The 25097-nt window shown below is 38.5% G+C and carries 24 protein-coding genes, 1 tRNA gene and 2 rRNA genes (1 of these 27 only partly in view); 24 read left to right on the top strand and 3 right to left on the bottom strand.

Translation table 11 applies throughout. From position 1 onward, the window contains the following. Nucleotides 1-6 precede the first annotated feature (6 nt). The 16 genes from wecB (at nt 7) to IGJ46_RS10945 (ending at nt 16333) form a co-directional block, all read left to right on the top strand. A complete protein-coding gene (wecB, locus tag IGJ46_RS11020; RefSeq protein WP_305733582.1) occupies nt 7-1158 on the top strand; it encodes a non-hydrolyzing UDP-N-acetylglucosamine 2-epimerase in 1152 nt (383 codons plus the stop codon). A 74-nt stretch (nt 1159-1232) separates the two neighbouring features. After that, nucleotides 1233-1910, top strand: a complete 678-nt coding sequence (locus IGJ46_RS11015; protein ID WP_218391581.1) for an HAD family hydrolase — start codon at nt 1233-1235, stop codon at nt 1908-1910. A 207-nt stretch (nt 1911-2117) separates the two neighbouring features. Next, entirely contained in the window at nt 2118-3503 is a 1386-nt protein-coding gene (gene mltG / locus IGJ46_RS11010; protein ID WP_002375722.1) for an endolytic transglycosylase MltG, read from the top strand. A gap of 260 nt (nt 3504-3763) precedes the next feature. Further along, nucleotides 3764-4243, top strand: coding sequence for a transcription elongation factor GreA (gene greA / locus IGJ46_RS11005; RefSeq protein WP_002355133.1), 480 nt, complete (start codon nt 3764-3766; stop codon nt 4241-4243). Nucleotides 4244-4393: 150 nt separating this feature from the next. After that, the gene (gene liaF / locus IGJ46_RS11000; protein ID WP_002381168.1) at nt 4394-5125 is read left to right on the top strand and encodes a cell wall-active antibiotics response protein LiaF; all 732 of its coding nucleotides are present in this window, start codon (nt 4394-4396) and stop codon (nt 5123-5125) included. Continuing rightward, complete coding sequence (locus tag IGJ46_RS10995; RefSeq protein ID WP_010712799.1) at nt 5122-6225, top strand: sensor histidine kinase; 1104 nt, start codon at nt 5122-5124, stop codon at nt 6223-6225. Before liaF ends, IGJ46_RS10995 begins: the two co-directional genes overlap by 4 nt. Continuing rightward, nucleotides 6200-6832: a response regulator gene (locus IGJ46_RS10990; RefSeq protein WP_002355137.1), complete on the top strand. Its 633-nt coding sequence runs from the start codon at nt 6200-6202 to the stop codon at nt 6830-6832. The genes IGJ46_RS10995 and IGJ46_RS10990 overlap by 26 nt, the downstream gene beginning before the upstream one ends. Before the next feature lie 103 nt (nt 6833-6935). Beyond that, on the top strand, nt 6936-7601 hold the full coding sequence (locus IGJ46_RS10985) for a potassium channel family protein (RefSeq protein ID WP_002355139.1): 666 nt from the start codon (nt 6936-6938) through the stop codon (nt 7599-7601). A gap of 54 nt (nt 7602-7655) precedes the next feature. After that, on the top strand, nt 7656-7985 hold the full coding sequence (locus IGJ46_RS10980) for a HesB/YadR/YfhF family protein (protein ID WP_002355140.1): 330 nt from the start codon (nt 7656-7658) through the stop codon (nt 7983-7985). A gap of 203 nt (nt 7986-8188) precedes the next feature. Next, complete coding sequence (locus IGJ46_RS10975) at nt 8189-9127, top strand: glycosyltransferase family 2 protein (RefSeq protein WP_002365181.1); 939 nt, start codon at nt 8189-8191, stop codon at nt 9125-9127. A gap of 146 nt (nt 9128-9273) precedes the next feature. Further along, complete coding sequence (locus IGJ46_RS10970) at nt 9274-10407, top strand: ABC transporter ATP-binding protein (protein WP_002385276.1); 1134 nt, start codon at nt 9274-9276, stop codon at nt 10405-10407. After that, nucleotides 10407-11282 (top strand): carbohydrate ABC transporter permease, encoded by an 876-nt coding sequence (locus IGJ46_RS10965; RefSeq protein WP_002355143.1) that lies wholly within the window; start codon nt 10407-10409, stop codon nt 11280-11282. Before IGJ46_RS10970 ends, IGJ46_RS10965 begins: the two co-directional genes overlap by 1 nt. 4 nt (nt 11283-11286) lie before the next feature. After that, nucleotides 11287-12105: a carbohydrate ABC transporter permease gene (locus tag IGJ46_RS10960; RefSeq protein WP_002355144.1), complete on the top strand. Its 819-nt coding sequence runs from the start codon at nt 11287-11289 to the stop codon at nt 12103-12105. Further along, entirely contained in the window at nt 12089-13378 is a 1290-nt protein-coding gene (locus IGJ46_RS10955; protein ID WP_218391257.1) for an MBL fold metallo-hydrolase, read from the top strand. Before IGJ46_RS10960 ends, IGJ46_RS10955 begins: the two co-directional genes overlap by 17 nt. A gap of 23 nt (nt 13379-13401) precedes the next feature. Then, on the top strand, nt 13402-14682 hold the full coding sequence (locus tag IGJ46_RS10950; protein ID WP_002359172.1) for an extracellular solute-binding protein: 1281 nt from the start codon (nt 13402-13404) through the stop codon (nt 14680-14682). Nucleotides 14683-14779: 97 nt separating this feature from the next. Beyond that, nucleotides 14780-16333, top strand: a complete 1554-nt coding sequence (locus tag IGJ46_RS10945) for a bifunctional metallophosphatase/5'-nucleotidase (protein ID WP_202563461.1) — start codon at nt 14780-14782, stop codon at nt 16331-16333. A gap of 64 nt (nt 16334-16397) precedes the next feature. Here the strand turns inward: IGJ46_RS10945 and IGJ46_RS10940 are convergent, their stop codons facing one another. Both IGJ46_RS10940 and IGJ46_RS10935 read right to left on the bottom strand, forming a co-directional pair. Further along, nucleotides 16398-17360 (bottom strand): phosphoglycerate dehydrogenase, encoded by a 963-nt coding sequence (locus tag IGJ46_RS10940; protein WP_002380857.1) that lies wholly within the window; start codon nt 17358-17360, stop codon nt 16398-16400. Between the two features lie 148 nt (nt 17361-17508). Further along, complete coding sequence (locus IGJ46_RS10935; RefSeq protein WP_002368301.1) at nt 17509-18519, bottom strand: NAD(P)/FAD-dependent oxidoreductase; 1011 nt, start codon at nt 18517-18519, stop codon at nt 17509-17511. A gap of 204 nt (nt 18520-18723) precedes the next feature. On the opposite strand from IGJ46_RS10935, the gene IGJ46_RS10930 reads away from it, so the two are divergent. Next, a complete protein-coding gene (locus IGJ46_RS10930) occupies nt 18724-19314 on the top strand; it encodes a peptidylprolyl isomerase (RefSeq protein ID WP_002355150.1) in 591 nt (196 codons plus the stop codon). A 164-nt stretch (nt 19315-19478) separates the two neighbouring features. Next, a complete protein-coding gene (locus IGJ46_RS10925; RefSeq protein WP_002361121.1) occupies nt 19479-19685 on the top strand; it encodes a DUF3955 domain-containing protein in 207 nt (68 codons plus the stop codon). Nucleotides 19686-19718: 33 nt separating this feature from the next. On the opposite strand, the gene IGJ46_RS10920 is transcribed toward IGJ46_RS10925, so the two are convergent. Next, entirely contained in the window at nt 19719-20885 is a 1167-nt protein-coding gene (locus tag IGJ46_RS10920; RefSeq protein WP_002380855.1) for a MalY/PatB family protein, read from the bottom strand. Between the two features lie 183 nt (nt 20886-21068). On the opposite strand from IGJ46_RS10920, the gene IGJ46_RS10915 reads away from it, so the two are divergent. The 6 genes from IGJ46_RS10915 to IGJ46_RS10890 all read left to right on the top strand — a co-directional run. Then, a complete protein-coding gene (locus tag IGJ46_RS10915; protein ID WP_002365178.1) occupies nt 21069-21437 on the top strand; it encodes a CvfD/Ygs/GSP13 family RNA-binding post-transcriptional regulator in 369 nt (122 codons plus the stop codon). Nucleotides 21438-21501: 64 nt separating this feature from the next. Next, complete coding sequence (locus IGJ46_RS10910; RefSeq protein ID WP_218391255.1) at nt 21502-21873, top strand: hypothetical protein; 372 nt, start codon at nt 21502-21504, stop codon at nt 21871-21873. Continuing rightward, the gene (locus IGJ46_RS10905; RefSeq protein ID WP_202282619.1) at nt 21857-22105 is read left to right on the top strand and encodes a hypothetical protein; all 249 of its coding nucleotides are present in this window, start codon (nt 21857-21859) and stop codon (nt 22103-22105) included. The genes IGJ46_RS10910 and IGJ46_RS10905 overlap by 17 nt, the downstream gene beginning before the upstream one ends. A 434-nt stretch (nt 22106-22539) precedes the next feature. Next, nucleotides 22540-24100: ribosomal RNA gene (locus tag IGJ46_RS10900) — 16S ribosomal RNA — on the top strand. A gap of 79 nt (nt 24101-24179) precedes the next feature. Then, nucleotides 24180-24252 (top strand) — tRNA-Ala (locus IGJ46_RS10895). A 176-nt stretch (nt 24253-24428) separates the two neighbouring features. After that, nucleotides 24429-25097: ribosomal RNA gene (locus IGJ46_RS10890) — 23S ribosomal RNA — on the top strand; it runs 2244 nt beyond the window's last position. The 16S and 23S rRNA genes sit together here with 1 tRNA gene alongside, the layout of an rRNA operon.

Raw genomic sequence — 25097 nt, 5'->3', positions numbered from 1 at the left:
AGGAAAATGATGAAGAAAATTAAAGTAATGACGGTTTTTGGAACACGACCAGAAGCAATCAAAATGGCCCCTTTAATCAAAGTTTTAGAAGAGCAAAGTCAAGGATTTGACTCTGTAGTAGTCGTAACAGCGCAACATCGCCAAATGTTGGATCAAGTGTTAGAAGATTTTCAAATTACACCGAATCATGATTTAAATATCATGAAAGATGGGCAAACCTTAACAGATATTACAAGTCGTGTTTTGAATTTATTAACTGAGGTTCTTGTGACAGAACAGCCGGATATTGTCTTGGTTCATGGCGATACAACCACGTCATTTGCGGCTGCATTGGCTGCTTTTTATCAACAGATTCCGGTGGGACATGTGGAAGCAGGATTACGGACCTGGCAAAAATATTCTCCGTTTCCGGAAGAAATGAATCGTCAACTGGTAGATGTGTTAACGGATATTTATTTTGCCCCAACCACTCAAAGTAAGGACAATTTAATCAAAGAAAATCATCCAGAAGAACATATTTATATAACTGGCAATACAGCGATTGACGCGATGGCGTACACCGTTGATGCCCACTATCAAAATGATTTATTGGGAAAAATCCCTACAGACCAACGCATCGTGCTAATTACAATGCATCGTCGTGAAAATTTAGGCCTGCCAATGGCAAATGTGTTTAAAGCTGTTCGTCGACTTGTAATGGAACATCCAGAAATTGAAGTCATTTTCCCTATGCACAAAAATCCCAAAGTCCGTGAAATAGTAGCGGAACACTTAGGTGAATTAGCTCGTGTGCATTTAATTGAACCATTGGATGTCAAAGATTTTCAAAATTTTGCAGCGAAAAGTGCTTTAATTTTAACTGATTCTGGCGGTGTGCAAGAAGAAGCTCCTTCCTTAGGTGTGCCAGTTTTAGTTTTACGAGATACAACGGAACGTCCAGAAGGCGTAGCGGCAGGAACATTGAAATTGGTTGGTACAGACGAACAAGTAGTCTATCAAGAGGCGAAAACATTATTGACTGATTCTGATGCTTACCACGCGATGGCGCATGCACAAAATCCGTATGGGGATGGTCAAGCTAGCCGCCGAATCGTTGAAGCCATTGCCTATGAAATGCAGCAATCAGATAAAAAACCAGATTCGTTTACAGCAAAATAAATAAAAAGGCAGAGAAGCGCTGAAAAATGTGCTTCTTTTGCGTATCTTATTTTGAAGAATCAATTAGACAAAAAATGCTAGAAAGTAGTGAAGTGAAGATGTATCAAACGATTTTATTTGATTTAGATGGCACAATTACGGATTCTGGTAGCGGCATTATGCGTTCTATTTTATATGCAACAGAACAATTAGGCTGGCCAGCTCCTAGCGAGGAGACGTTACGTTCTTTCATAGGGCCGCCTTTATATGAGTCGTTTTTGCACATGGCACCTTCAGCTGAAGCAGCGCAACAAGCCGTGGGTCATTATCGAGCGTATTATCAGAGAAAAGGTATGTTTGAAAACCATGTGTATCCAGGGATCCCAGAGGTACTAACAAGGTTAAAGGAAGCGGGAGCAAAGTTATACATTGCGACTTCCAAGCCAGAAGAATTTGCTAAAAAGATTATTACTCATTTTGATTTAGATCGTTATTTTACAGGCATCTATGGAGCGAGCATGGATGGTCATCGTTCTAAAAAAGCAGATGTGATTCAGTATGCATTAACGGAAGCTCAATTAGACCCAACCAAAGAAGCAATTATCATGGTTGGTGATCGTAATCATGACATTCTTGGTGCTCAACAAAATGGCTTAGATAGTATAGGTGTCTTGTATGGATTTGGTGAAGAAACAGAATTACAAGAGGCGGGAGCGACATTCCTAGTACAATCGCCTAAAGACTTAGGTGCTATTTTGCTACAAAATCCTTAATAGAAAATGGATTTCCGATAAATTTAGGAGGATTTTAAGATTTATTATCGTTTCAATAGAAAAGCGCCATCATAGGCTTTAAACGTTGTCAATGATGAATTTTTTATCGGGGAATGACGGTCTTTTTATTAAAAACATTTAATTTTAAAGAGGTTTCATGTATAATAGTTTCAGTCATAAACGATAGAATAGTAAGGAGGGTTAGTTTTGGCTAATGATAACCAAAATAACCAAGATCCCAAATCTTCGCTTAGAGATCAAGTAACTGGGTCTTTAAAAGGTAGAAATGATGGCGATCAACCTGATTCCTCTGAAAAAAATGATAGGTCTCCCCAACCTTCATCTGATGAATCACAAGAAACAGCGAGCCGCACAACACAAACACGTGCAGGTTCTAGAGCTGCTCGAAGACGTGGGAAAGACAAGACGACACAGACAGTCGAAGAGCCAACCCCGATTGAAACAGACGAAAAGCCAACAAATACAAAAAAACAAACACGTAAAAAAGAAGATCGTTTAGTCGGTCGTATCGTGTTAATTGTAGTTTCTGTATTGGTTTTAATGATGGCAATCTTTGGGTTTACTTTTTATAAATATGTAGATGCTGGGCTACAGCCACTAGACAAGAACAATAAGAAGCTTGTTCAAGTGCATATCCCAGAAGGATCTTCTAATAAGCAAATTGCTGCGGTTTTAGAAGAAAGCAACGTCATTAAAAGCGGAATGGTTTTTAACTACTACGTAAAATTTAAAAACTTAACAGATTTTCAAGCGGGCTATTATCAAATGTCTCCAAGCATGACACTCGATGAAATTGGTGAAATGCTAAAAGAAGGAGGCACGCCAGAACCAACTAAAATCGCAGATGGCAAAGTAACGATTCCTGAAGGCTACGATATAGATAAAATTGGCGAAGCCATTGAAAAAAATACGGATTTCAAGAAAGCAGATTTCATTGCATTAATGAAAAACGAAGACTTCTTCAATCAAATGAAGGCTAAGTATCCTGATTTACTTGAAAGTGCTGCAACCGCAGAAGGTGTTCGTTATCGCTTAGAAGGCTATTTATTCCCGGCAACTTATGATTACTACAAAAAAGCAACACTTCCTGAATTTGTCGAACAAATGATTGCTAAAATGAACACAGTAATGGAACAATATACGCCGACAATTCATGCAAAGAATTTAACCAATCAGCAAGTCTTGACGTTAGCTTCATTGGTTGAAAAAGAAGGAGTCAAAGAAGCAGACCGCAAACAAATTGCGCAAGTATTCTTTAACCGCTTGGCTGCCGATATGCCGATCCAATCAGATATTTCTATTTTGTATGCTCTAGGAGAACACAAAGAAACTGTAACGTATGCTGACTTGGAAGTGGACTCGTCTTATAACTTGTATAAAAATACTGGTTATGGACCAGGACCATTAGATAGCCCAAGTGAGGAGTCAATTAAAGCAGTCTTGAATCCGACACCAAGTGACTATTTATACTTTGTAGCAGATATTTCTACAGGAAAAGTATACTTCTCAAAAACATATGAAGAACATCAAGTATTAGTAGATCAGTATGTCAATAATTCAAGTAGTGAATAAAATGAAAACATAAAAGAGCTTGGTGAATCAATTTTGTATGATTCACCAAGCTTTTAGATACTCAAAAAGTAATCTGTTTAACAGAGGGAAAGAGTAGCAACTAGAAATTTATATAAATAAAATTTAGCAAAATCACAAAAATTCAATAATTATATTTACAATTTAGAAAAAGCGTGGTACTCTTTTGTGGATTGAAAGCGGAATTTTTTTCAATAACCAACCAAGAACTACGTATCGTTAAGCGAAAAAGGAGAATTAACATGGTAGAAAAAGTATATCCAATGACTCTTGAAGGAAAAGAAAAATTAGAACAAGAGCTAGAAGAATTAAAAACAATTAAACGTAAAGAAATCGTAGAGCGTATTAAAATCGCTCGTAGCTTTGGGGATCTTTCAGAGAACTCAGAGTATGAATCAGCTAAAGATGAACAAGCTTTCGTTGAAGGACGTATTACAACGTTAGAAAATATGATTCGTTTTGCAGAAATCATCGATAATGATGGCGTGGACCAAGACGAAGTTTCCATCGGTAAAACAGTTACTTTCCAAGAATTGCCTGATGGAGAAGAAGAGGAATACACAATCGTAGGAAGTGCCGAAGCCGATCCATTTTCTGGTAAAATTTCTAACGATTCACCGATTGCGCAAGCCTTAATTGGTAAACAATTAGGCGACCAAGTGATTATTGCAACACCTGGTGGCGACATGACAGTTAAAATTACAAAAGTTGAAGCAAACTAAATAATTGAGTAGGGCAGGCAGCTTCCAAGGCCTGTCCTTTCGCAATCTAGGACATTTAGGGCTAAAGTCCTATGGTAACCTGAGGCGCAAACCACTATGATTAAATAAAATAAACGAGTAAAATAAATGACAGAGGGAGGAGGCAAATCTATGAATAACCCTTGGCGCTTTTTTATCGTCGCAGAAGCATTACTTTTTATTCTGGCGTTATGGCAAATTGTACATAATCCTGGATTAGCTGTTTTATTAACAATTGGCGTTTTACTTGTGGCCTACGTTTCCAGGAAAGCATCTAAAACACATTTTAACAACTTTCAATTCGTCCTCGGCGTTGTTTTTATTGTCATTGGTGCAATGAACAGCACGGCTGTTTGGTTTATGTTGATTTTTGGCGTACTCTTTATCGGCTTAAAAGGCTTTGAGATTTCAGGCGTGGATATAGCTGAGCGAGCACCTTGGCGAAAAAAACAAATGATTATGGTGGAGACGGCGGCAAAAGAACCTAAAAATGGCAAACGATTTAAACGCCGCTGGTTTGCCAACGAACGCATTGGTAACAATATCTATGAATGGGACGATATCAATATTGATTTAATCTCTGGGGACACCATTATTGATTTAGGTAATACGCTACTACCGAAAGAAGACAATATTATTATTATTCGTAAAGGTTTTGGCCGCACGCGAATTCTAGTGCCGTTAGGTGTAGCTATTTTGTTAGAACATTCAACTTTTTACGGAACGGTACGTTTTGAAGAAGAAAAATATCAATTGAAAAACGAATCATTAAAAATTTACAGCAATGATTATGATACCAATCTTCGTCGTTTGAAAATTATGACGAACACTTTAGTAGGAGATGTTGAGGTGATCCGTGTATGACCGATCGGATTTCAAGACGCATGATTTCATTATATGCGTCCCTTAGCACCTTTATTGTTATCTTAATTACATTGTTTTCATATTTTCATTCGATTAAACAAAACCGGTGGTTATTAGAGCTTCTTCAGAGAAAAGTCTTTTATTTACCACTAATTGTGCACATTGTTCTCATATCCTTACTAATAGGCTTATTGACCTTTTTACTGATTTCATTGGTTCAAAAAGGGCAATATGGACGGATTGAAGAAAAACTTCGGTTATTGGCCAATGGTAATTATGAAAGTCCAGTCTTAAACAAACCAACGACCAGTGAAAATCAAGACCATTATCTAACCGAAGTCGAACAAGATATTTGGTCGATTAAAAATAAATTATTAGAGATGTCTAAAGAATTGCAATTATTAAACAGTCGACCGCAATTAATGGATGGGCAAACAAAAGAAGAAATTTTAGAGAACGAGCGGCATCGTTTGGCGCGGGAGTTGCATGATTCAGTCAGTCAACAACTTTTTGCAGCCATGATGATGTTGTCTGCCTTAAATGAACAAGCACAACGAACAGAAACCCCGGAACCATATCGTAAACAACTAGCCATGGTGGCAGAAATCATTAACGCCTCCCAATCGGAAATGCGCGCGTTACTATTGCACTTGCGTCCTATCAGTCTAGAAGGAAAAAGTTTGCGTAAAGGTATTGAACAATTACTGAAAGAACTACAAACAAAAATTAAAATTGAATTGATTTGGGATGTTGAAGATGTTCATTTAAATAGCAGCATTGAGGATCATCTTTTCCGAATTGTGCAGGAATTACTTTCAAATACCTTAAGACATGCCAAAGCAAAGGAATTAGAGGTATACTTACACCAAGTCGATAAAAACGTGTTATTGCGTATTGTTGATGATGGTGTCGGCTTTGATATGAAGGAACAAAGTAATAAAGCCGGTAGTTATGGCTTAAATAATATCCGAGAACGTGTTGTCGGCATGGGCGGTACAGTTAAAATTATTAGTTTTAAAGGGCAGGGAACCAGCGTTGAAATTAAAGTTCCTGTCATAAAGGAGGAAACTGCAAGTGATCAAAGTAATGCTAGTGGATGACCATGAAATGGTCCGTTTAGGCGTTTCATCATATTTATCTATTCAAGAGGATATAGAAGTCGTAGGCGAAGCAGAAAACGGTAAGATTGGCTATGAAAAAGCATTGGAACTACGTCCAGATGTTATTTTGATGGATTTGGTAATGGAAGAAATGGATGGCATTGATTCAACCAAAGCGATCTTGAAAGATTGGCCAGAAGCCAAGATTATTATTGTGACGAGTTTTATTGATGATGAAAAAGTGTATCCGGCGATTGAAGCTGGTGCAGCGGGCTACCTATTAAAAACATCAACAGCACATGAGATTGCTGATGCAATTCGGGCGACTTATCGCGGAGAGCGTGTGTTGGAACCTGAAGTGACGCATAAGATGATGGAACGGTTAACAAAAAAACAAGAGCCGGTGTTGCACGAAGATTTGACAAACCGGGAACACGAAATTTTAATGTTGATTGCACAAGGTAAAAGTAATCAGGAAATTGCTGATGAACTCTTTATCACTTTGAAAACAGTTAAAACACATGTTTCAAACATTTTAGCAAAACTAGATGTGGATGATCGGACCCAAGCGGCGATTTATGCTTTTCAACATGGTTTAGCCAAATAAATATCAGATAAATCCATAAATAAATTCTAGGAAATCCTTCTAGGAATTTATTTATGGATTTGTTATACTAATTTTAACGAACAGACAGGAGCGGTCAGAAGAAATGAAACAAAATTTTGCAATTATTGGTTTAGGACGTTTTGGCGGCAGCATATGCCAAACTTTGGTGGAAGCTGGTCAAGAAGTTTTGGCCATTGACAGCAGTGAAGACCGTGTCAATGAATATATGAATATTGCAACGCATGCAGTGGTGGCTAACGCCCAAGATGAAATGACGTTGCGTTCTTTAGGAATTCGGAATTTTGATCACGTAGTGGTGGCAATTGGTGAAGATATTCAAGCGAGTATTTTAGTGACACTAATGGTTAAAGAGATGGGGGTTCCCAATGTCTTAGCCAAAGCGGTCAATGAATATCATGCCCGTGTCTTAGATAAAATTGGGGCAGACATGGTCGTTCACCCAGAGCGGGATATGGGCATTCGAATTGCTCACAAACTTGTTTCACGCAATATTTTAGATTATATTGAATTATCTAGCGAATTTTCATTAGCTGAGGTTCGGGTCACCAATCCTAAATTTTACAATAAAACCTTAGCAGAATTAAATTTCCGTCAACGATTTGGTTTAACTGTGGTAGCGATTCGCCGCTCGAAAACAGAAGTAATTGCTTCGCCAGATGCTTCTGAAATTGTTCGAGAAAACGACAATTTATTAGTTATCGGTGATACCGCAGACGTTGATTTATTAGATGAAAAAATGAATGGCTAAGCACTTTATTCTCTAAAAGCACTGCGCTGTGCTACAATAAATGGCGACAGAGATGTGAAGGAGGAACAAAGAATGAAATTAGAAGTGACACCGAAAGCCCAACAATGGTTTAAAGAAGAAACCGGGGTTCAGCCTGAGACAGGCATTCGTTTTTTCGGAAAAATTTACGGAAAAACACCTGTTCATGATGGTTTTTCCATTGCGATGTCTGTAGAAGCGCCAGATGAGCCAATGATTAAAGAGAACCTAGATGGGATTACCTATTTTATTGAAGAAACAGATGATTGGTTCTTTAAAGGGTATGATTTGATTGTTGATTATGATGAAAAGAATGATGAACCGCGTTATCAATTTGAAGCAAACCAAGAAGATTTAACAAAATAATTTTAGTGCTAAACAAAAGAGGCTGAAGTAGTGCGTAGGACTATTTCTGTTGCTTTCGTTTAACCGCTAGTCAGCCTGAGAAAAAATCGTTTTGGATTTTTTCTCAGGTTCTTTCTATTTAAGTTATTTTTAGTTGGATATCGTTATTTAATAAGGCTATTATATGGTATAATGATAATTAACTGAAGTGTGGAGGAAATAAAATGTTATCAATTGTTGTCCCTTGTTATAATGAGGAAGCAGCGATTCCGCTGTTTTTTGAAGAAGTAGAAAAAATTAGCCAGCAACTGTCTCATTCAGTAGAATATATATTTGTGAATGATGGCTCAAAAGATAAGACGTTAGCTGTTTTAAGACAGCTTTATCGCGAACATCCAGAGAAGGTCCGTTATCTTTCTTTTTCACGAAATTTTGGGAAAGAAGCAGGCTTATACGCTGGTTTAAAAGAAGCAACAGGTGACTTAGTGACAGTCATGGACGTTGATTTACAAGACCCGCCTGAGTTATTACCTCAAATGATTGAGATGATTGAAACCAGTGCAGATTTAGATTGTGTTGGCACACGACGCATAACAAGAGACGGCGAACCGCCCATTCGTAGCTTTTTTGCACGGATGTTCTATAAACTCATTAATCGAATTGCTGAGACGGAAATGGTGGATGGTGCCCGTGACTTCCGTGTCATGACCCGACAAATGGTCGATGCGATTTTAGAGTTATCTGAGTATAATCGTTTTTCAAAAGGGATTTTTAGTTGGGTCGGCTTTAAAACAGAATATATTGAATTTAAAAATCGAGAACGAATTGCTGGAGAAACCTCTTGGTCTTTCTGGAGTCTATTAAGTTATTCAATTGACGGGATTGTCAATTTTTCAGAAACACCATTGAATATTGCTTCATACGTTGGCGCCTTTTCGTGTATTGGTTCTGCACTAGCAATGTTAGTGATTATCTTTCGAACATTAGTTAATGGTGATCCAACAAGCGGCTGGCCTTCAATGGTTTGTATTGTACTTTTTGTAGGTGGTTTGCAACTATTATGTTTAGGAATTATTGGCAAATATATCGGCAAAATTTTCTTAGAAACGAAAAAACGACCAATTTATATTGTAAAGGAATCAGAAAAAGATTCTAAAAAATAACCAAAAAAGCAGAGAAAAATTCTCTGTTTTTTTGTTGTGCATTAAAAAAAGTGTAAATAGGCTTTTCAGAAAAACAACATTTTTTACATAAAAAATACATTAACTTTACCTATTTTTATCTTAATGAAACAGCTTTGCTCTCGCGGTTGCAAGAAATAAATGTTAAAATCAAAAGGTATGCTATTAAATGTTTTTTTGGAGGTTGGGTCATGATAGAAGTTATCGACTTGAAAAAAGTATTCGATAATGGGTTTGAAGCGTTAAAATCGGTCAATTTTACGATTGAGCAAGGGGACTTGGTTTGTTTGTTAGGACCAAGTGGGTGTGGGAAATCCACAATTTTAAACTTAATTGCAGGTTTATTGCATCCAAGTGATGGAGATATTCAGTTTCGACAGCAATCGGTTGTCAAAACAGCACCAAAAGATCGGAACATCGGGTTCGTTTTTCAAAACTATGCCTTATATCCACATATGACTGTTCTAGAAAACGTAATGTTTCCTTTGACGGTAGGAAGTAAGAAAGTTCCCAAGGCAGAGGCACAAGCTATTGCCGAAGAATATATGAAACTAACGAATATTGAAGAGTTAAGCCATAAAAAGCCAGGCACACTTTCTGGTGGTCAACAACAGCGTGTTGCGATTACCCGGGCGTTAGTTCAAAAACCAGATGTTTTATTATTAGATGAGCCTTTAAGTAACTTGGATGCACGTTTGCGTTTGAAAATTCGTGAAGAAATCCGCCGCTTGGTGAAAGAAGTAGGCATTACAACAATCTTTGTAACGCACGACCAAGAGGAAGCGCTATCAATCAGTGATAAAATTATTTTATTAAACGAAGGGGTTATTCAACAAAATGATGAACCTCAAAACCTTTACTTAGAACCAAATAACTTATTTGTTGCTCAGTTCATAGGTAACCCAATTATTAATTTATTGTCTGTTGAAGTGAAAGACGGCAAAATGTACCACGAAAGTTTTGAAATTCCGCTTGAGCGTTTTGAGCAAGCACGCTTTAAAATGCCAATGACTGATGGGAAATATACGTTTGCTTCTCGTCCAGAAGATGTGGTACCAACTGAAACAGGTCTCTTTACCACAACGACAGATTTAGTGGAATTGATTGGTCGAGAACGTATTTTACGATTTACATTAGGAAATGAACAAGTGAAATCAATTGTAAGTGTAGAAGAAGCGATTGAAGAAGGAGACACTTTATCTTTTGATTTTTCATATAAAAAAGTATTTATCTTTAACGAAGCGGGAGACCGGGTTTACTAATGAAAAAATACAATCCAGAAAATCAACCAAAAGCATGGCTCTTCCTTCTGCCATCATTAGGAATCATTTTACTGTTTAGCGTTTATCCGCTGTTTCGTTCTTTGTGGATGAGCTTCCAAAAAGGTTCCTTAATTAACCAACGCTACGCTGGTTTAGAAAATTACCAACGTGTATTGAATGATCCAATCTTCTATAAAGCGTTAAAAAATACAGCGCTCTATGCATTTGCTGTGGTACCGATTGCCTTGATAATTTCCCTAGCAATTGCTTGGATTATCTTTGAAAAAGTTAAACATAAGAGTTTCTTTGAAACGATTTTCTTTATGCCTTATGTAACGAGTACGATTGCCATTGGGATTGTCTTCCGTTACTTCTTTAATGGCGATTATGGAATTGTCAATTACGTCTTAGGCTTTTTCGGCATTCCTTCTGTCAACTGGCTAGATAATGTTCAAATGAGTATGCCGACATTGATTATTTTTGGGGTTTGGACGAGTTTAGCATTTAATATTATTATTTTGTTGGCTGGGTTGAGAAATATTGATGAAGAACATTTTAAAATTGCAAAAATGTTTGGCGCCTCAGACGGCGAAATTTTCCGACGTATTACGTTTCCGCAGCTAGTCCCGACCATTGCCTTTTTATTAACGGTCAATTTAATTGGCGCCTTTAAAGTTTATACACAAGTTTATGCTTTATTCGGTGGTCGTGCGGGGATTGCCAACAGTGCCACAACCGCAGTGTACTATATTTATGACAAATTCCACATTGCAGGGCGTCCCGGAATTGCGATGGCCGCCACAGTGATTTTATTTGTGATTATTTTAGTGGTCACTTTCTTACAAAATAAACTCTTAAAGAAAGTGGGGCAATAAGCCAATGAAAAAAGTTTTAACGATTATCGCATTTGTTTTCTTAGGCATTTTAGCCGTTATTACGTTATTTCCATTTGTCTATATGATTTTAGCTGGTTTAATGAGTTACTCTGAAGCGACCAGCATGCCGCCAACCATGTTTCCAAAACAACCACAATGGCAAAACTACACAGAGGTCTTTCAAAAAGCACCCTTTCTTCGGTATTTCTTGAACACAGTCTTTGTTTCAGGCGTTACAACGATTGCTACGGTAGTCACCGCCGTGTTAGCTTCATTCGCATTAACGAGTTTGAAGTTCCGTTTTAAAAATGTGGTCATTGCTTTGATGATTTCGTTGTTAATGGTTCCGTATGAATCTATTATTTTTACCAATTATCAAACGATTGCGCAATTAGGTTTGTTAAATACTTACAGCGCCTTAATTATTCCATTTTTAACTAGTATTTTTTATATTTACTATTTAAACGGTTATTTAAAAGGTATTCCTGATACTTTTTACAAGGCTGCCAAGATTGATGGCGCTAGTGATTTAGAATATATTTGGCGTATTTTAGTACCAATGTCAAAACCAGCGTTGGTAACAGTAGGGATTTTAACATTCATTTCTAGTTGGAATTCTTTCTTGTGGCCATTGTTGGTGACGAACGAGAAAAAATACCGTCTATTGAATAATGGACTATCGGCCTTTGCGACAGAGAGCGGTAGTGACGTACATTTACAAATGGCTGCTGCAACATTAACCGTTATTCCAATTTTAATTATTTACTTGATTTTCAGAAAAGAAATTATCAGAGGAGTTGCAAAAAATGGAATCAAAGGCTAAAACAACTGTGACTTTTCACAGTGGCATTTTAACAATTGGAGGAACCGTGATTGAAGTGGCGTATAAAGATGCCCACATCTTCTTTGATTTTGGCACAGAATTTCGACCAGAATTAGATTTGCCCGATGATCACATTGAAACCTTAATTAATAATCGTTTAGTGCCAGAATTAAAAGACTTATATGATCCACGTTTAGGTTATGAATATCATGGTACAGAAGACAAAGACTATCAACACACAGCTGTTTTCTTATCTCATGCCCATTTAGATCATTCGCGCATGATTAATTATTTAGACCCAGCTGTTCCGTTGTACACATTAAAAGAAACGAAGATGATTCTAAATAGTTTAAATCGCAAAGGTGATTTTTTGATTCCATCACCGTTTGAAGAAAAGAATTTTACCCGAGAAATGATTGGTCTTAATAAAAACGATGTGATTAAAGTTGGCGAAATTTCAGTGGAAATCGTACCTGTTGATCATGACGCGTACGGTGCTTCGGCATTACTGATTCGCACGCCTGACCATTTCATCACATACACAGGTGATTTGCGCTTACATGGCCATAATCGTGAAGAGACTTTAGCTTTTTGTGAAAAAGCCAAACATACTGAATTATTAATGATGGAAGGCGTAAGCATTAGCTTCCCAGAACGTGAACCAGATCCAGCCCAAATAGCGGTTGTCAGTGAAGAAGATCTTGTTCAGCACTTGGTTCGTTTAGAACTAGAAAACCCGAATCGACAAATTACCTTTAATGGTTATCCAGCAAACGTGGAACGTTTTGCTAAGATTATTGAAAAGTCACCACGTACAGTCGTTTTAGAAGCAAATATGGCTGCGTTGTTACTTGAAGTATTTGGAATAGAAGTTCGTTATTATTATGCTGAATCTGGTAAAATACCAGAATTGAATCCAGCGTTAGAAATCCCGTATGACACGTTACTAAAGGACAAAACAGACTATTTGTGGCAAGTTGTGAACCAGTTTGACAACCTCCAAGAAGGTAGTTTATACATTCACAGTGATGCCCAACCGTTAGGGGACTTTGATCCACAGTATCGCGTGTTTTTAGATTTGTTGGCTAAAAAAGACATTACTTTTGTCCGCTTAGCTTGTTCAGGACATGCAATTCCAGAAGATCTGGATAAAATTATTGCATTGATTGAACCTCAAGTATTGGTTCCAATCCATACGTTAAAACCAGAAAAACTGGAAAACCCGTATGGTGAAAGAATATTGCCAGAACGTGGCGAGCAAATTGTTTTATAAATTTTTTTAAGGGAGAGAAAAAAATGAAGTTCAAAACTCTAGCAACAACAGTGTTAGCAACCGCAGCTATTTTCGCATTGGGGGCTTGTGGTAACGGTAATGGGGCCAAAGAATCAAACGATATTGTGAAAGAAGTGAAGGAAGATACGACAATCACTTTCTGGCATGCAATGAATGGGGTTCAAGAAGAAGCGTTAACAAAATTAACGAAAGACTTCATGAAAGAAAATCCAAAAATTAAAGTGGAATTACAAAATCAATCTGCTTACCCTGATTTACAAGCCAAAATCAATTCGACTTTAACTTCACCAAAAGATTTACCAACAATTACGCAAGCGTACCCAGGCTGGTTATGGAATGCTGCACAAGATGAAATGTTAGTGGACTTAAAACCATATATGGATGATGACACAATCGGCTGGAAAGATGCAGAGCCAATTCGTGAAGTATTGTTAGACGGCGCCAAAATCGACGGCAAACAATACGGCATTCCATTTAATAAATCGACAGAAATGTTATTCTATAATGCTGATTTGTTGAAAGAATATGGTGTTGAAGTACCGAAAACATTAGAGGAATTAAAAGAAGCTTCTAAAACAATTTACGAAAAATCCAACAAAGAAGTCGTTGGTGCTGGTTTTGACTCGTTAAATAACTATTACGCAATTGGAATGAAAAACAAAGGCGTTGATTTTAATAAAGACTTAGATTTAACAAGCAAAGATTCACAAGAAGTCGTGGACTATTACCGTGATGGTATCGAAGCAGGTTACTTCCGCACAGCTGGTTCAGATAAATATTTATCTGGCCCATTTGCAAACAAAAAGGTAGCAATGTTTGTCGGTAGTATTGCTGGTGCTGGTTTTGTTCAAAAAGATGCTGAAGCTGGTGGCTATGAATACGGTGTTGCACCACGTCCTGAAAAAATCAACTTACAACAAGGAACAGATATTTATATGTTCGATAGTGCTACGCCAGAACAACGGACAGCGGCATTTGAATTCATGAAATTCTTAGCTACTCCTGATTCACAATTGTACTGGGCACAACAAACAGGTTATATGCCAATTTTAGAATCTGTTTTACACAGTGATGAGTACAAAAATTCTAAGACAACCAAAGTACCTGCACAACTTGAAAACGCAGTAAAAGATTTATTCGCTATCCCAGTAGAAGAAAATGCTGATTCAGCCTATAATGAAATGCGGACAATTATGGAAAGTATTTTTGCTTCATCAAATAAAGACACGAAAAAATTATTGAAAGATGCAACATCACAATTTGAACAAGCATGGAACCAATAATCAATAAATAAACAGACGTGGGAGGTTGGGATCTGAGTCGTTATGGCTCGTGTTCTAACCTTCCTGTTCTTTTGGGCGGAAGAAGGAGAGAAACAAAATGCAAATAAAAATTTTAGCAACAAGTGATATGCATGGGTATATTATGCCGACAAGTTATAGTGAAAAAAAGATGGATTTGCCTTTTGGAACCGCAAAAGCAGCAACCATGCTGAAAAAGTTACGTGCGTCTGCCAAAGGACCAGTTTTTCAAATTGAAAATGGGGATTTTATTCAAGGTTCGCCGCTTAGTTACTACGTAAGAAAAGCAGAAACACATTCAGTGGAAGCCATCACTAAAATCATTAATCAAATGAATTATGATGTTAGCATTTTAGGCAACCATGAATTTAATTACGGTTTAGATTATTTAAAGGAAACGATTGCCAGTTATCAACAGCCAGTTTTAGCTGCCAATATTCTTGGTAAAGATGGACAACCTTATTTCGGTCAGCCGTATGTCATCATAGAAAAACAAGGGGTTAAAGTAGCCATCCTTGGCGTGACGACTCAATATATTCCTCATTGGGAACAGCCGGCAACAGTCAAAGATTTAACGTTTAAAAGTGTCGTTGAAACAGCGGCAGAATACGTGCCAAAATTACGGGAAGAAGCGGATCTAGTTGTTGTCGCTTACCATGGCGGTTTTGAAAAAGATTTAGAAACAGGGGAACCCACGGAATTACTAACAGGAGAAAATGAAGGCTACGATTTATTGGAAAAAGTTTCTGGGATTGATGCCTTAGTCACTGGTCACCAACATCGAGAAATTGCTACAAAACTGAATGGAATACCTGTGATTCAACCAGGTTTTCGAGGAGCTTTCGTTGGAGAAATTACTTTAGAAATTGAACCTATGGCTAAAGGCTATCGCGTTATTGGAAGTGACGCAGCTATTCATCCTGTTGGAAACGAACAACCAGATACAGAAGTTTTAGCTTTGACAACAGCGTTACATGACGAGGTAGAAGAGTGGCTTGACCAACCAGTGGGAAATGTGGAAGGGGATATGACGATTCAAAATCCGAATGCCGTACGCCTCAAAGAACATCCGTATATAGAATTTATTAATAACGTCCAAATGGCTTCAAGCGGAACGGATATTTCAGGGACTGCACTTTTTAACAATGAAGGCAAAGGGTTTAATAATCAAATTACGATGCGCGATATCATTACCAACTACATTTATCCAAATACCTTGGCTGTATTGCGTGTCACTGGACAAGACCTCCGTGAAGCGTTAGAACAAAGCGCTACTTATTTTGTGTTAGAAAAAGGCCAACCAATTTTCAACCCGAAATATGTCGATCCAAAACCACAATACTATAATTATGATATGTATGAAGGCATTGAGTATACGCTTGATTTAAGACAACCGTTTGGTGAAAGAGTGACGAAACTTAATTATCATGGCAAAGCAGTGCAAGCAGAAGATGTTTTGGAAATCGTGACAAATCAATACCGAGCAGTCGGTGGCGGAAACTATCAAATGTTCCAACCTGAAAAAATTATTCGAGAAATTCAAATTGATATGACGGAACTGATTGCAGAATATTTAAAAAAACATCCAATCATTCAAGCGTCGACAAATGATAACTTCAAGGTTATCTGGTAAAAAATAGCAAAAAAAGCCTTCAACCATGCAATTACTTGAAAGATGGTTGAAGGCCTTTTTTGAGTTAATAGCCTTTTTTTAAGGAAACTTGGTTTTTGACGAGGGTCTGATCCGTCACAAATTGATTTAAGTTTGGAATAAAAATCGCCAGTAATTTTGATTTGAACTTCGGTGTCATGCCAGAAATATGAGGTGTTAATAAAACATTCTGCATCTCCCATAAAGGGCTATCTTCGGGAAGAGGTTCTTCTTCAAAGACATCTAAGGCAGCAAAAGCAATGGTTTTATTGTTTAAGGCAGTTATCAAATCGTTCGTTGCTACTGAGGCGCCGCGACCAACGTTTACGAAAATTGTTTCAGGAGCCATTTTTTCAAAAAGTGCCTGATTGTATAAATGTTTTGTTGTTTCAGTCAAAGGAAGAATGTTCACAACAATGGACATTTCATGAATAATTTTACTCATATTCTTCTGTGAATAGCATTCAATGAAGCCTTCCGTCACATGTCCAGAGGTATTCACGCCATAAACTTGAAGATTTAAACCTTTAGCAAATTTAGCTAATTGTTGTCCGATTTGCCCAGTGCCTACGATTAACATTTTTTGCCCAGAAAGTTGTTGATAGGAAGGGGCTGTTTGATTCCATGTGTGTTGCATTTGTTGTTGGATACTTTCTTGCAGTCCGCGGGTATGTGCTAATAAAACGCCTAAAACATGTTCTGAGATAGAAACACTATGAATTCCGCTACCATTAGACAACAGAATGCCTTTTTCTCTTAATTTATCAAAATCCATATAATCAGCACCAGCAGAAATGAGCTGAATCCATTTTAGGTGACTAGTCTCAGAGGCTAATAAACGCGGACCAATTTCTTTATGCCAGCCTAACATAATTTCGATTGCCTCTTCTTCAGCAGATGATAAATGATCGGTAGATGTTTTAACTAGATAATTGGGCGCCACAGCTTTCACTTGTTCCAGTTGTTCTTCGTTGAATACTTCATTTAAATAAATAATTGGTTGGTTCATCTTTCTTCCTCCTAGCACTTTTTATTGTATCAAAAATAAATTTAAAAGAGAAAAAGAAAGGCTTTTCAGTAAAGCAGAAAGCCAAGGACAAAAATCCGATTTAGATTTTTGTCCTTGGCTTAAAAACTGCTAAAGTCCAGTGCTAACCTTATTTAGGTACGCCGTTTTCAAATAAACTTGTACTATGAACTGGTTGACGTCGAGCATCGGGCCGTAAGTAATGTAAAGCATTATTTACGGCAGTAGGTGCCTCACCAAATCCTGTAGCGATTAATTTCACTTTTCCCTCATAGGAACAGATATCCCCTACAGCGTATACACCAGGAATGTTAGTTGACATATCGGAATGAACATTAATAGCATTTCTAGAAACGTCTAATCCCCATTCTTTGAGGTGTGTTAAAGAAGAAGTGAAGCCATAATTGATAATTAAATCATCCAGAGGGAGATCCAATGTTTGGTCACCTTTTGTCTCCGTTAATTGGATGCCTGTGAACGTTTCATTTTCCTTTAAAATATCACTAATGATATAAGGAGTTCTGATAGAAACGCTAGATTTTTCTAGTTGTTCCACGCTATGTTCGTGGCCGCGAAATTGTGGGCGACGATGGATAATAGATACTTCTTCTGCAACGTTTTCTAGCATTAAAGCCCAATCAATTGCGGAATCGCCGCCACCAGCAATCGCAACTTTTTTGCCAGCGAATTTTTTCATGTCAGTCACATAATAATGGATTGACTCACCTTCAAAGGCTTCAACATTTTCGATAGCTAAACGTCGAGGTTGGAAAGCGCCGTTACCAATCGCAAAGATAACCGTTTTAGAATAATGTGTGCCTTTAGTTGTGTCTAAGCGCAAAAGTCCATCTGCTTCCTGTGCAAGGTGTGTGACCTCTTCTTCCAAACAAACATCGTGCTGAAATGGCTGCATCTGTTTTTCCAAATTGGCAATTAACTCACCGGCTTTAATAGCAGGGAATCCAGGAATATCATAAATATATTTTTCGGGATACAGCATTGTTAGCTGACCACCTAATTGCGGCAGGCTATCAATGATTTTCGTTTTCGCTTTACGAATTCCCGCATAAAAAGCGGCAAATAATCCAACAGGACCGCCGCCGATAATTGTTAAATCATAAATATCTTTTTCATCAGACATTTGAAAATTCCTCCTAATTCATTTAGGGTTGAGACAACTATTGATCGTTTTGCGAACACTTCACAAAATAGCACGGCTTTTCGAAAAAAGCAAGTTTGGCTAACGAATCAAAGCATTCTTTAATCATTGGAAAAAGATTATAGCAATTTTCAACATTTTTCGATATGATGGAACTATAAAATAATTATCTAGGAGGACATTCTCATGTCACAATTTCCACAATTAGATTTAGAAAATGCTAAAGGCCCAAAAGCGGTCATTAAAACAAACCGAGGCGACATCACTGTTCAATTATTCCCAGAACAAGCGCCTAAAACGGTTAAAAATTTTGTTGAATTAGCGAAAAAGGGCTACTATGATGGCGTTATTTTCCATCGTGTGATTCCTGATTTTATGATTCAAGGCGGTGACCCAACCGGAACAGGAATGGGCGGCGAAAGTATTTATGGAGAAGCATTTGAGGATGAATTTTCTCGGGATGTTTTCAATTTGCGCGGCGCATTGTCAATGGCAAATGCTGGTCCTAACACAAATGGCAGCCAATTCTTTGTTGTTACTAATCAAAATGTTCCAGCTCAAATGATGAGTCAGTTAGAAGACGCTGGTTTTCCAGAAGAAATTATTGAAGCTTACAAACAAGGCGGAACACCTTGGTTAGACTTCCGTCATACTGTTTTTGGTCATGTTGTTGATGGTATGGATGTAGTGGATGAAATTGGTGGAGTCCAACGGGATGCCCAAGACCGTCCAACATTTGACGTCGTGATGGACACAGTTGAAATCATTGGTGAATAAGTTTAACCAATTGAAAAAGAGAGTACCAACGAGGGACAAATTCGTTGGTACTCTTTATTTTTTTCTTAAAACGACTAACTTTTTTTTAAAAGCATCCAAATCGCTTCTTTTAATGAAGTCTTTATAGGATACTGAGTTAAAGAATAGAAGGAGAGGAAGCGAATTTGTTAGAAAAATACAGATATCCAATGGCCTTGGCATTGTTTGCAGTAATACTCCCATTTATAGGAACGTTTTTTACGTATGTAGATCAGCAAGGAATCGTTCATGAACCAGGATTTTATACAATAATAATTGGAGAAATTTTACTTATATTTTCAGGTATCTGGTTCGTCAGAGTTTATTTAGCTAAACGCAAAAGAAAGAATTAAAAACAGCTGTCCTAAAAACTAGGACAGCTGTTTTTAATTAAAGGCTTTTTTGATACGTAAAAGGCCTTCTTCGAGAGTTTCTTTTGAACAAGCTAAGTTTAAACGCATGTGTTGAGAACCTTGGGGACCGAAACTAATTCCTGGATTTAGAACCACTTTCCCCTTATGAATTAAGGTATCGCGAAGTTCCCGATCCGTTAGCGAATAAGAACTAAAGTCTAACCATAAAAGATAGGTTCCTTCAGGCTCCATTACACGAACGCTAGGCAGCTCTTCACGGAAAAAGGAAAGGGCAAAATCAATATTTTCTTTTAAATAATCAAGTAACGCCGTTAGCCATTCTTCCCCTGTTTGATAGGCAGCTGCCGTTCCAACGTAGCCAAAAGTATTGATACCGCCTTGATGATTTTTGTCTTGTAAAGATACGAAAGATTGCCGTAGTTTTTCATTAGGAATGAACAGCATTGAATTTTTAATACCCGCTAAATTAAAGGTTTTGGTTGCCGCGGTTAAGGTAACAGTGAATTCCTTAAATGCTTCATCAGCGACAGTGAAGGAAGTGAAGGTATGCGGTTTGAAAATCAAATCCTGATGAATTTCATCGCTAACCACAGTTACTTGGTGTTTTTGGCATAAACGGCCAATAGCTAGCAATTCTTCTTTTGTCCAAACACGCCCACCAGGATTATGGGGATTACAAAAAAGTAACAGTTTCACCTTTTCTTCGATTATCTGTTGTTCCATTTTAACCAAATCAACTTCATAATGTCCGTTAACTTCTAGTAAAGAATGTCGCACAAGTCTACGCTCATTTTGTTTTACCACATCTGCAAAAGGGGGGTAGACTGGATCACAAATCATGACAGAATCCGCAGGTACTGTATACGCTTGAACGGCTGTGGCCAAACTGGGAACCACGCCACTATTAAACAAAATTTCTTCTTTTTCAACAATCAATTGATGGTGTTGCCGTTGCCAATCTTGAATTGCTTGATACAGTTCATTAGGTGCAACTGCATATCCTAGAATGCCTTGTTCAATAACTTGTGACAAGGCATCAAGAATAGGCTGATGTACTTTGAAATCCATATCAGCAACCCATAAAGGTAGTAAATCTTTTTCGTGGTAACTCGTTTCAACGGTGTCCCATTTAACACAATTCGTGTGGCGACGATCAATGGTTTCATTAAAATTAAACATAAGATAACTCCTTTTCTTCTATATAAAGTCTTACTTCCTATAGTATAGTAGATTTTGCTTAAAAGATGAAACAATTGTTTTAACAACTAGGGAAGAAATAATGCACAAACGTTGAAAAAATGCTATTATTTTAAATGAGTAGAAACGGAAAAAGAAATTTATCGTATGAAAAGAGGAAATTTGATGAAGTACAAAATTGGTATGGTACTTTCTGGCACAATTACCGGACTTCAACCATATGGCGCATTTGTTTCTTTAGACGAAGAAACACAAGGACTGATTCATGTTTCGGAAGTACAAGCTGGCTTTACTAAAAATATCCATGGACTCTTAACCGTTGGACAAAAAGTAACCGTTCAAGTTATTGATGTTGATGAATATTCTCAAAAGATTAGCTTATCTTTACGGACCCTTGAAGACAAAGTTCATTCAGTGAACCATCGACGCAAAAAATATTTTACGGATAAGAATAAAAAAATTGGCTTTGCAACCTTAGACAAAGAACTTCCAGAATGGATTGATGAAGCAATGGATAAGTTGCTTGAAAAATAATTCTGTATTTTTTCAGAAAGTGTGTTACAATTTCTTTTGTTAGTGAATCTAAAAATTAATTGAGGTGGATGTCGTGTCTAACAAAAAAGTCGCTGGAACAATCATACTGAACTTAAACGATGGTAGTAAAAAATTTTTGATGCATCCAATAGGTGAAGCGATTGAGTTTGCGATGGTAAAAGTTTCTGATGAGATGACGGGTTTAGCTAGTATGCTACAATGGTTCAAAGAAGAGGTTCAATTGGACGTTACTTCAATTAGCTTAGTAGAATTAACTAACGCGCATATCAATAAAGAAAATGTTCCGCTGTTTGTCTTCGAGATGGATGAACAAGCACTTAAAAATGAAATGGATAAAGACTATACATGGGTAGCACCTGCAGAATTAAAAACGATTTGGTCAAAATATCATATTGAAGGTGTCCCAATGTTTTAAACAAAAAAGAAAGAATCTGTCGATAATCGAACAGATTCTTTCTTTTTTTATGTTGGACGTAAAAAAGTTAATCGAACTATTTCAAATATATGATTCAAATTGTTCGATTTTTAGTAAGGAATTAAACTGTTTTGATAGACAATTAGGATTTAAAAAGTTTAAAAACGAAATAATTAAAAAAAATGAAAACAGATTGAAAACTTCTTTTAATTTTTTTGAAAAAAAGTGTTGACCAAACATCAAAATCTTGATATATTATTACATGTCGCAAGGCGAGTCACACAGCTGAGCGATTCAGAAATCAATAATTAAATAACAATTCTTGATTTCAAATCTCTCGAAAAAAGTTTGAAAAAGCAACAAAAAAGTTGTTGACAAATAACAAACGAGATGATAAGATATAGAAGTTGTCACAACAGACAACAACAACCGAGCGAAACAACTTAAAAAAACTTTTTTAAAAAAGTTCTTGACATTCAAACGAAAGTTTGTTATGATGTAAAAGTTGCTGCAAGGTAACGTAGACCTTTGAAAACTGAACAAAGAATAGACGAACCAAATGTGTAGGGCGTCTTGATTCAATTCAAGACAACAAACATTTTTAACAAGCAAGCAATATGCTAGCAAACAAATTGAGCTTAACAATCGCAAGATTGTTCTAACTTTTATTATGAGAGTTTGATCCTGGCTCAGGACGAACGCTGGCGGCGTGCCTAATACATGCAAGTCGAACGCTTCTTTCCTCCCGAGTGCTTGCACTCAATTGGAAAGAGGAGTGGCGGACGGGTGAGTAACACGTGGGTAACCTACCCATCAGAGGGGGATAACACTTGGAAACAGGTGCTAATACCGCATAACAGTTTATGCCGCATGGCATAAGAGTGAAAGGCGCTTTCGGGTGTCGCTGATGGATGGACCCGCGGTGCATTAGCTAGTTGGTGAGGTAACGGCTCACCAAGGCCACGATGCATAGCCGACCTGAGAGGGTGATCGGCCACACTGGGACTGAGACACGGCCCAGACTCCTACGGGAGGCAGCAGTAGGGAATCTTCGGCAATGGACGAAAGTCTGACCGAGCAACGCCGCGTGAGTGAAGAAGGTTTTCGGATCGTAAAACTCTGTTGTTAGAGAAGAACAAGGACGTTAGTAACTGAACGTCCCCTGACGGTATCTAACCAGAAAGCCACGGCTAACTACGTGCCAGCAGCCGCGGTAATACGTAGGTGGCAAGCGTTGTCCGGATTTATTGGGCGTAAAGCGAGCGCAGGCGGTTTCTTAAGTCTGATGTGAAAGCCCCCGGCTCAACCGGGGAGGGTCATTGGAAACTGGGAGACTTGAGTGCAGAAGAGGAGAGTGGAATTCCATGTGTAGCGGTGAAATGCGTAGATATATGGAGGAACACCAGTGGCGAAGGCGGCTCTCTGGTCTGTAACTGACGCTGAGGCTCGAAAGCGTGGGGAGCAAACAGGATTAGATACCCTGGTAGTCCACGCCGTAAACGATGAGTGCTAAGTGTTGGAGGGTTTCCGCCCTTCAGTGCTGCAGCAAACGCATTAAGCACTCCGCCTGGGGAGTACGACCGCAAGGTTGAAACTCAAAGGAATTGACGGGGGCCCGCACAAGCGGTGGAGCATGTGGTTTAATTCGAAGCAACGCGAAGAACCTTACCAGGTCTTGACATCCTTTGACCACTCTAGAGATAGAGCTTTCCCTTCGGGGACAAAGTGACAGGTGGTGCATGGTTGTCGTCAGCTCGTGTCGTGAGATGTTGGGTTAAGTCCCGCAACGAGCGCAACCCTTATTGTTAGTTGCCATCATTTAGTTGGGCACTCTAGCGAGACTGCCGGTGACAAACCGGAGGAAGGTGGGGATGACGTCAAATCATCATGCCCCTTATGACCTGGGCTACACACGTGCTACAATGGGAAGTACAACGAGTCGCTAGACCGCGAGGTCATGCAAATCTCTTAAAGCTTCTCTCAGTTCGGATTGCAGGCTGCAACTCGCCTGCATGAAGCCGGAATCGCTAGTAATCGCGGATCAGCACGCCGCGGTGAATACGTTCCCGGGCCTTGTACACACCGCCCGTCACACCACGAGAGTTTGTAACACCCGAAGTCGGTGAGGTAACCTTTTTGGAGCCAGCCGCCTAAGGTGGGATAGATGATTGGGGTGAAGTCGTAACAAGGTAGCCGTATCGGAAGGTGCGGCTGGATCACCTCCTTTCTAAGGAATATTACGGAAATACACATTTCGTCTTTACTTTGTTCAGTTTTGAGAGGTCTACTCTCAATCAAATAAATTCGGGGCCTTAGCTCAGCTGGGAGAGCGCCTGCTTTGCACGCAGGAGGTCAGCGGTTCGATCCCGCTAGGCTCCATTGATAGCTTTTGCTATCAGATTCGTTCATTGAAAACTGGATATTGAAGTAAAAAGAATCAAAACAAACCGAGAACACCGCGTTGAATGAGTTTTTTAATAAGTTCAATTGCTTATTTATTGATTAACCTTCTATCGCTAGAAGAAGTGATCAAGACCCAACCGTAAGGTTGATAAGGTTAAGTGAATAAGGGCGCACGGTGGATGCCTTGGCACTAGGAGCCGATGAAGGACGGGACTAACACCGATATGCTTTGGGGAGCTGTAAGTAAGCTATGATCCAGAGATTTCCGAATGGGGGAACCCAATATCTTTTATAGGATATTACTTTTCAGTGAATACATAGCTGATTAGAGGTAGACGCAGAGAACTGAAACATCTTAGTACCTGCAGGAAGAGAAAGAAAATTCGATTCCCTGAGTAGCGGCGAGCGAAACGGGAAGAGCCCAAACCAACAAGCTTGCTTGTTGGGGTTGTAGGACTCCAATATGGTAGTCTGTTAGTATAGTTGAAGGATTTGGAAAATTCCGCTAAAGAGGGTGAAAGCCCCGTAGACGAAATGCTGACAACACCTAGGAGGATCCTGAGTACGGCGGAACACGAGAAATTCCGTCGGAATCCGCGGGGACCATCCCGCAAGGCTAAATACTCCCTAGTGACCGATAGTGAACCAGTACCGTGAGGGAAAGGTGAAAAGCACCCCGGAAGGGGAGTGAAATAGATCCTGAAACCGTGTGCCTACAACAAGTCAAAGCTCGTTAATGAGTGATGGCGTGCCTTTTGTAGAATGAACCGGCGAGTTACGATTGCATGCGAGGTTAAGTCGAAGAGACGGAGCCGCAGCGA

This window comes from Enterococcus sp. AZ120 (genome assembly GCF_050546165.1).
Classification (GTDB): domain Bacteria; phylum Bacillota; class Bacilli; order Lactobacillales; family Enterococcaceae; genus Enterococcus; species Enterococcus faecalis.
Note: the sequence above shows the minus strand (reverse complement) of the source record. Positions and strands in the feature narration are given on the sequence as shown.

Coding starts and splice junctions, on each gene's coding strand:
- IGJ46_RS11015 (WP_218391581.1), top strand. CDS start 1,233: ATGCTAGAAAGTAGTGAAGTGAAGATGTATCAAACGATTTTATTTGAT.
- IGJ46_RS10985 (WP_002355139.1), top strand. CDS start 6,936: ATGAAACAAAATTTTGCAATTATTGGTTTAGGACGTTTTGGCGGCAGC.
- IGJ46_RS10915 (WP_002365178.1), top strand. CDS start 21,069: ATGAAGTACAAAATTGGTATGGTACTTTCTGGCACAATTACCGGACTT.
- IGJ46_RS10965 (WP_002355143.1), top strand. CDS start 10,407: ATGAAAAAATACAATCCAGAAAATCAACCAAAAGCATGGCTCTTCCTT.
- wecB (WP_305733582.1), top strand. CDS start 7: ATGATGAAGAAAATTAAAGTAATGACGGTTTTTGGAACACGACCAGAA.
- IGJ46_RS10975 (WP_002365181.1), top strand. CDS start 8,189: ATGTTATCAATTGTTGTCCCTTGTTATAATGAGGAAGCAGCGATTCCG.
- IGJ46_RS10935 (WP_002368301.1), bottom strand. CDS start 18,519: ATGTCTGATGAAAAAGATATTTATGATTTAACAATTATCGGCGGCGGT.
- IGJ46_RS10950 (WP_002359172.1), top strand. CDS start 13,402: ATGAAGTTCAAAACTCTAGCAACAACAGTGTTAGCAACCGCAGCTATT.
- greA (WP_002355133.1), top strand. CDS start 3,764: ATGGTAGAAAAAGTATATCCAATGACTCTTGAAGGAAAAGAAAAATTA.
- IGJ46_RS10955 (WP_218391257.1), top strand. CDS start 12,089: ATGGAATCAAAGGCTAAAACAACTGTGACTTTTCACAGTGGCATTTTA.
- IGJ46_RS10995 (WP_010712799.1), top strand. CDS start 5,122: ATGACCGATCGGATTTCAAGACGCATGATTTCATTATATGCGTCCCTT.
- IGJ46_RS10920 (WP_002380855.1), bottom strand. CDS start 20,885: ATGTTTAATTTTAATGAAACCATTGATCGTCGCCACACGAATTGTGTT.
- IGJ46_RS10945 (WP_202563461.1), top strand. CDS start 14,780: ATGCAAATAAAAATTTTAGCAACAAGTGATATGCATGGGTATATTATG.
- liaF (WP_002381168.1), top strand. CDS start 4,394: ATGAATAACCCTTGGCGCTTTTTTATCGTCGCAGAAGCATTACTTTTT.
- IGJ46_RS10960 (WP_002355144.1), top strand. CDS start 11,287: ATGAAAAAAGTTTTAACGATTATCGCATTTGTTTTCTTAGGCATTTTA.
- IGJ46_RS10940 (WP_002380857.1), bottom strand. CDS start 17,360: ATGAACCAACCAATTATTTATTTAAATGAAGTATTCAACGAAGAACAA.
- IGJ46_RS10930 (WP_002355150.1), top strand. CDS start 18,724: ATGTCACAATTTCCACAATTAGATTTAGAAAATGCTAAAGGCCCAAAA.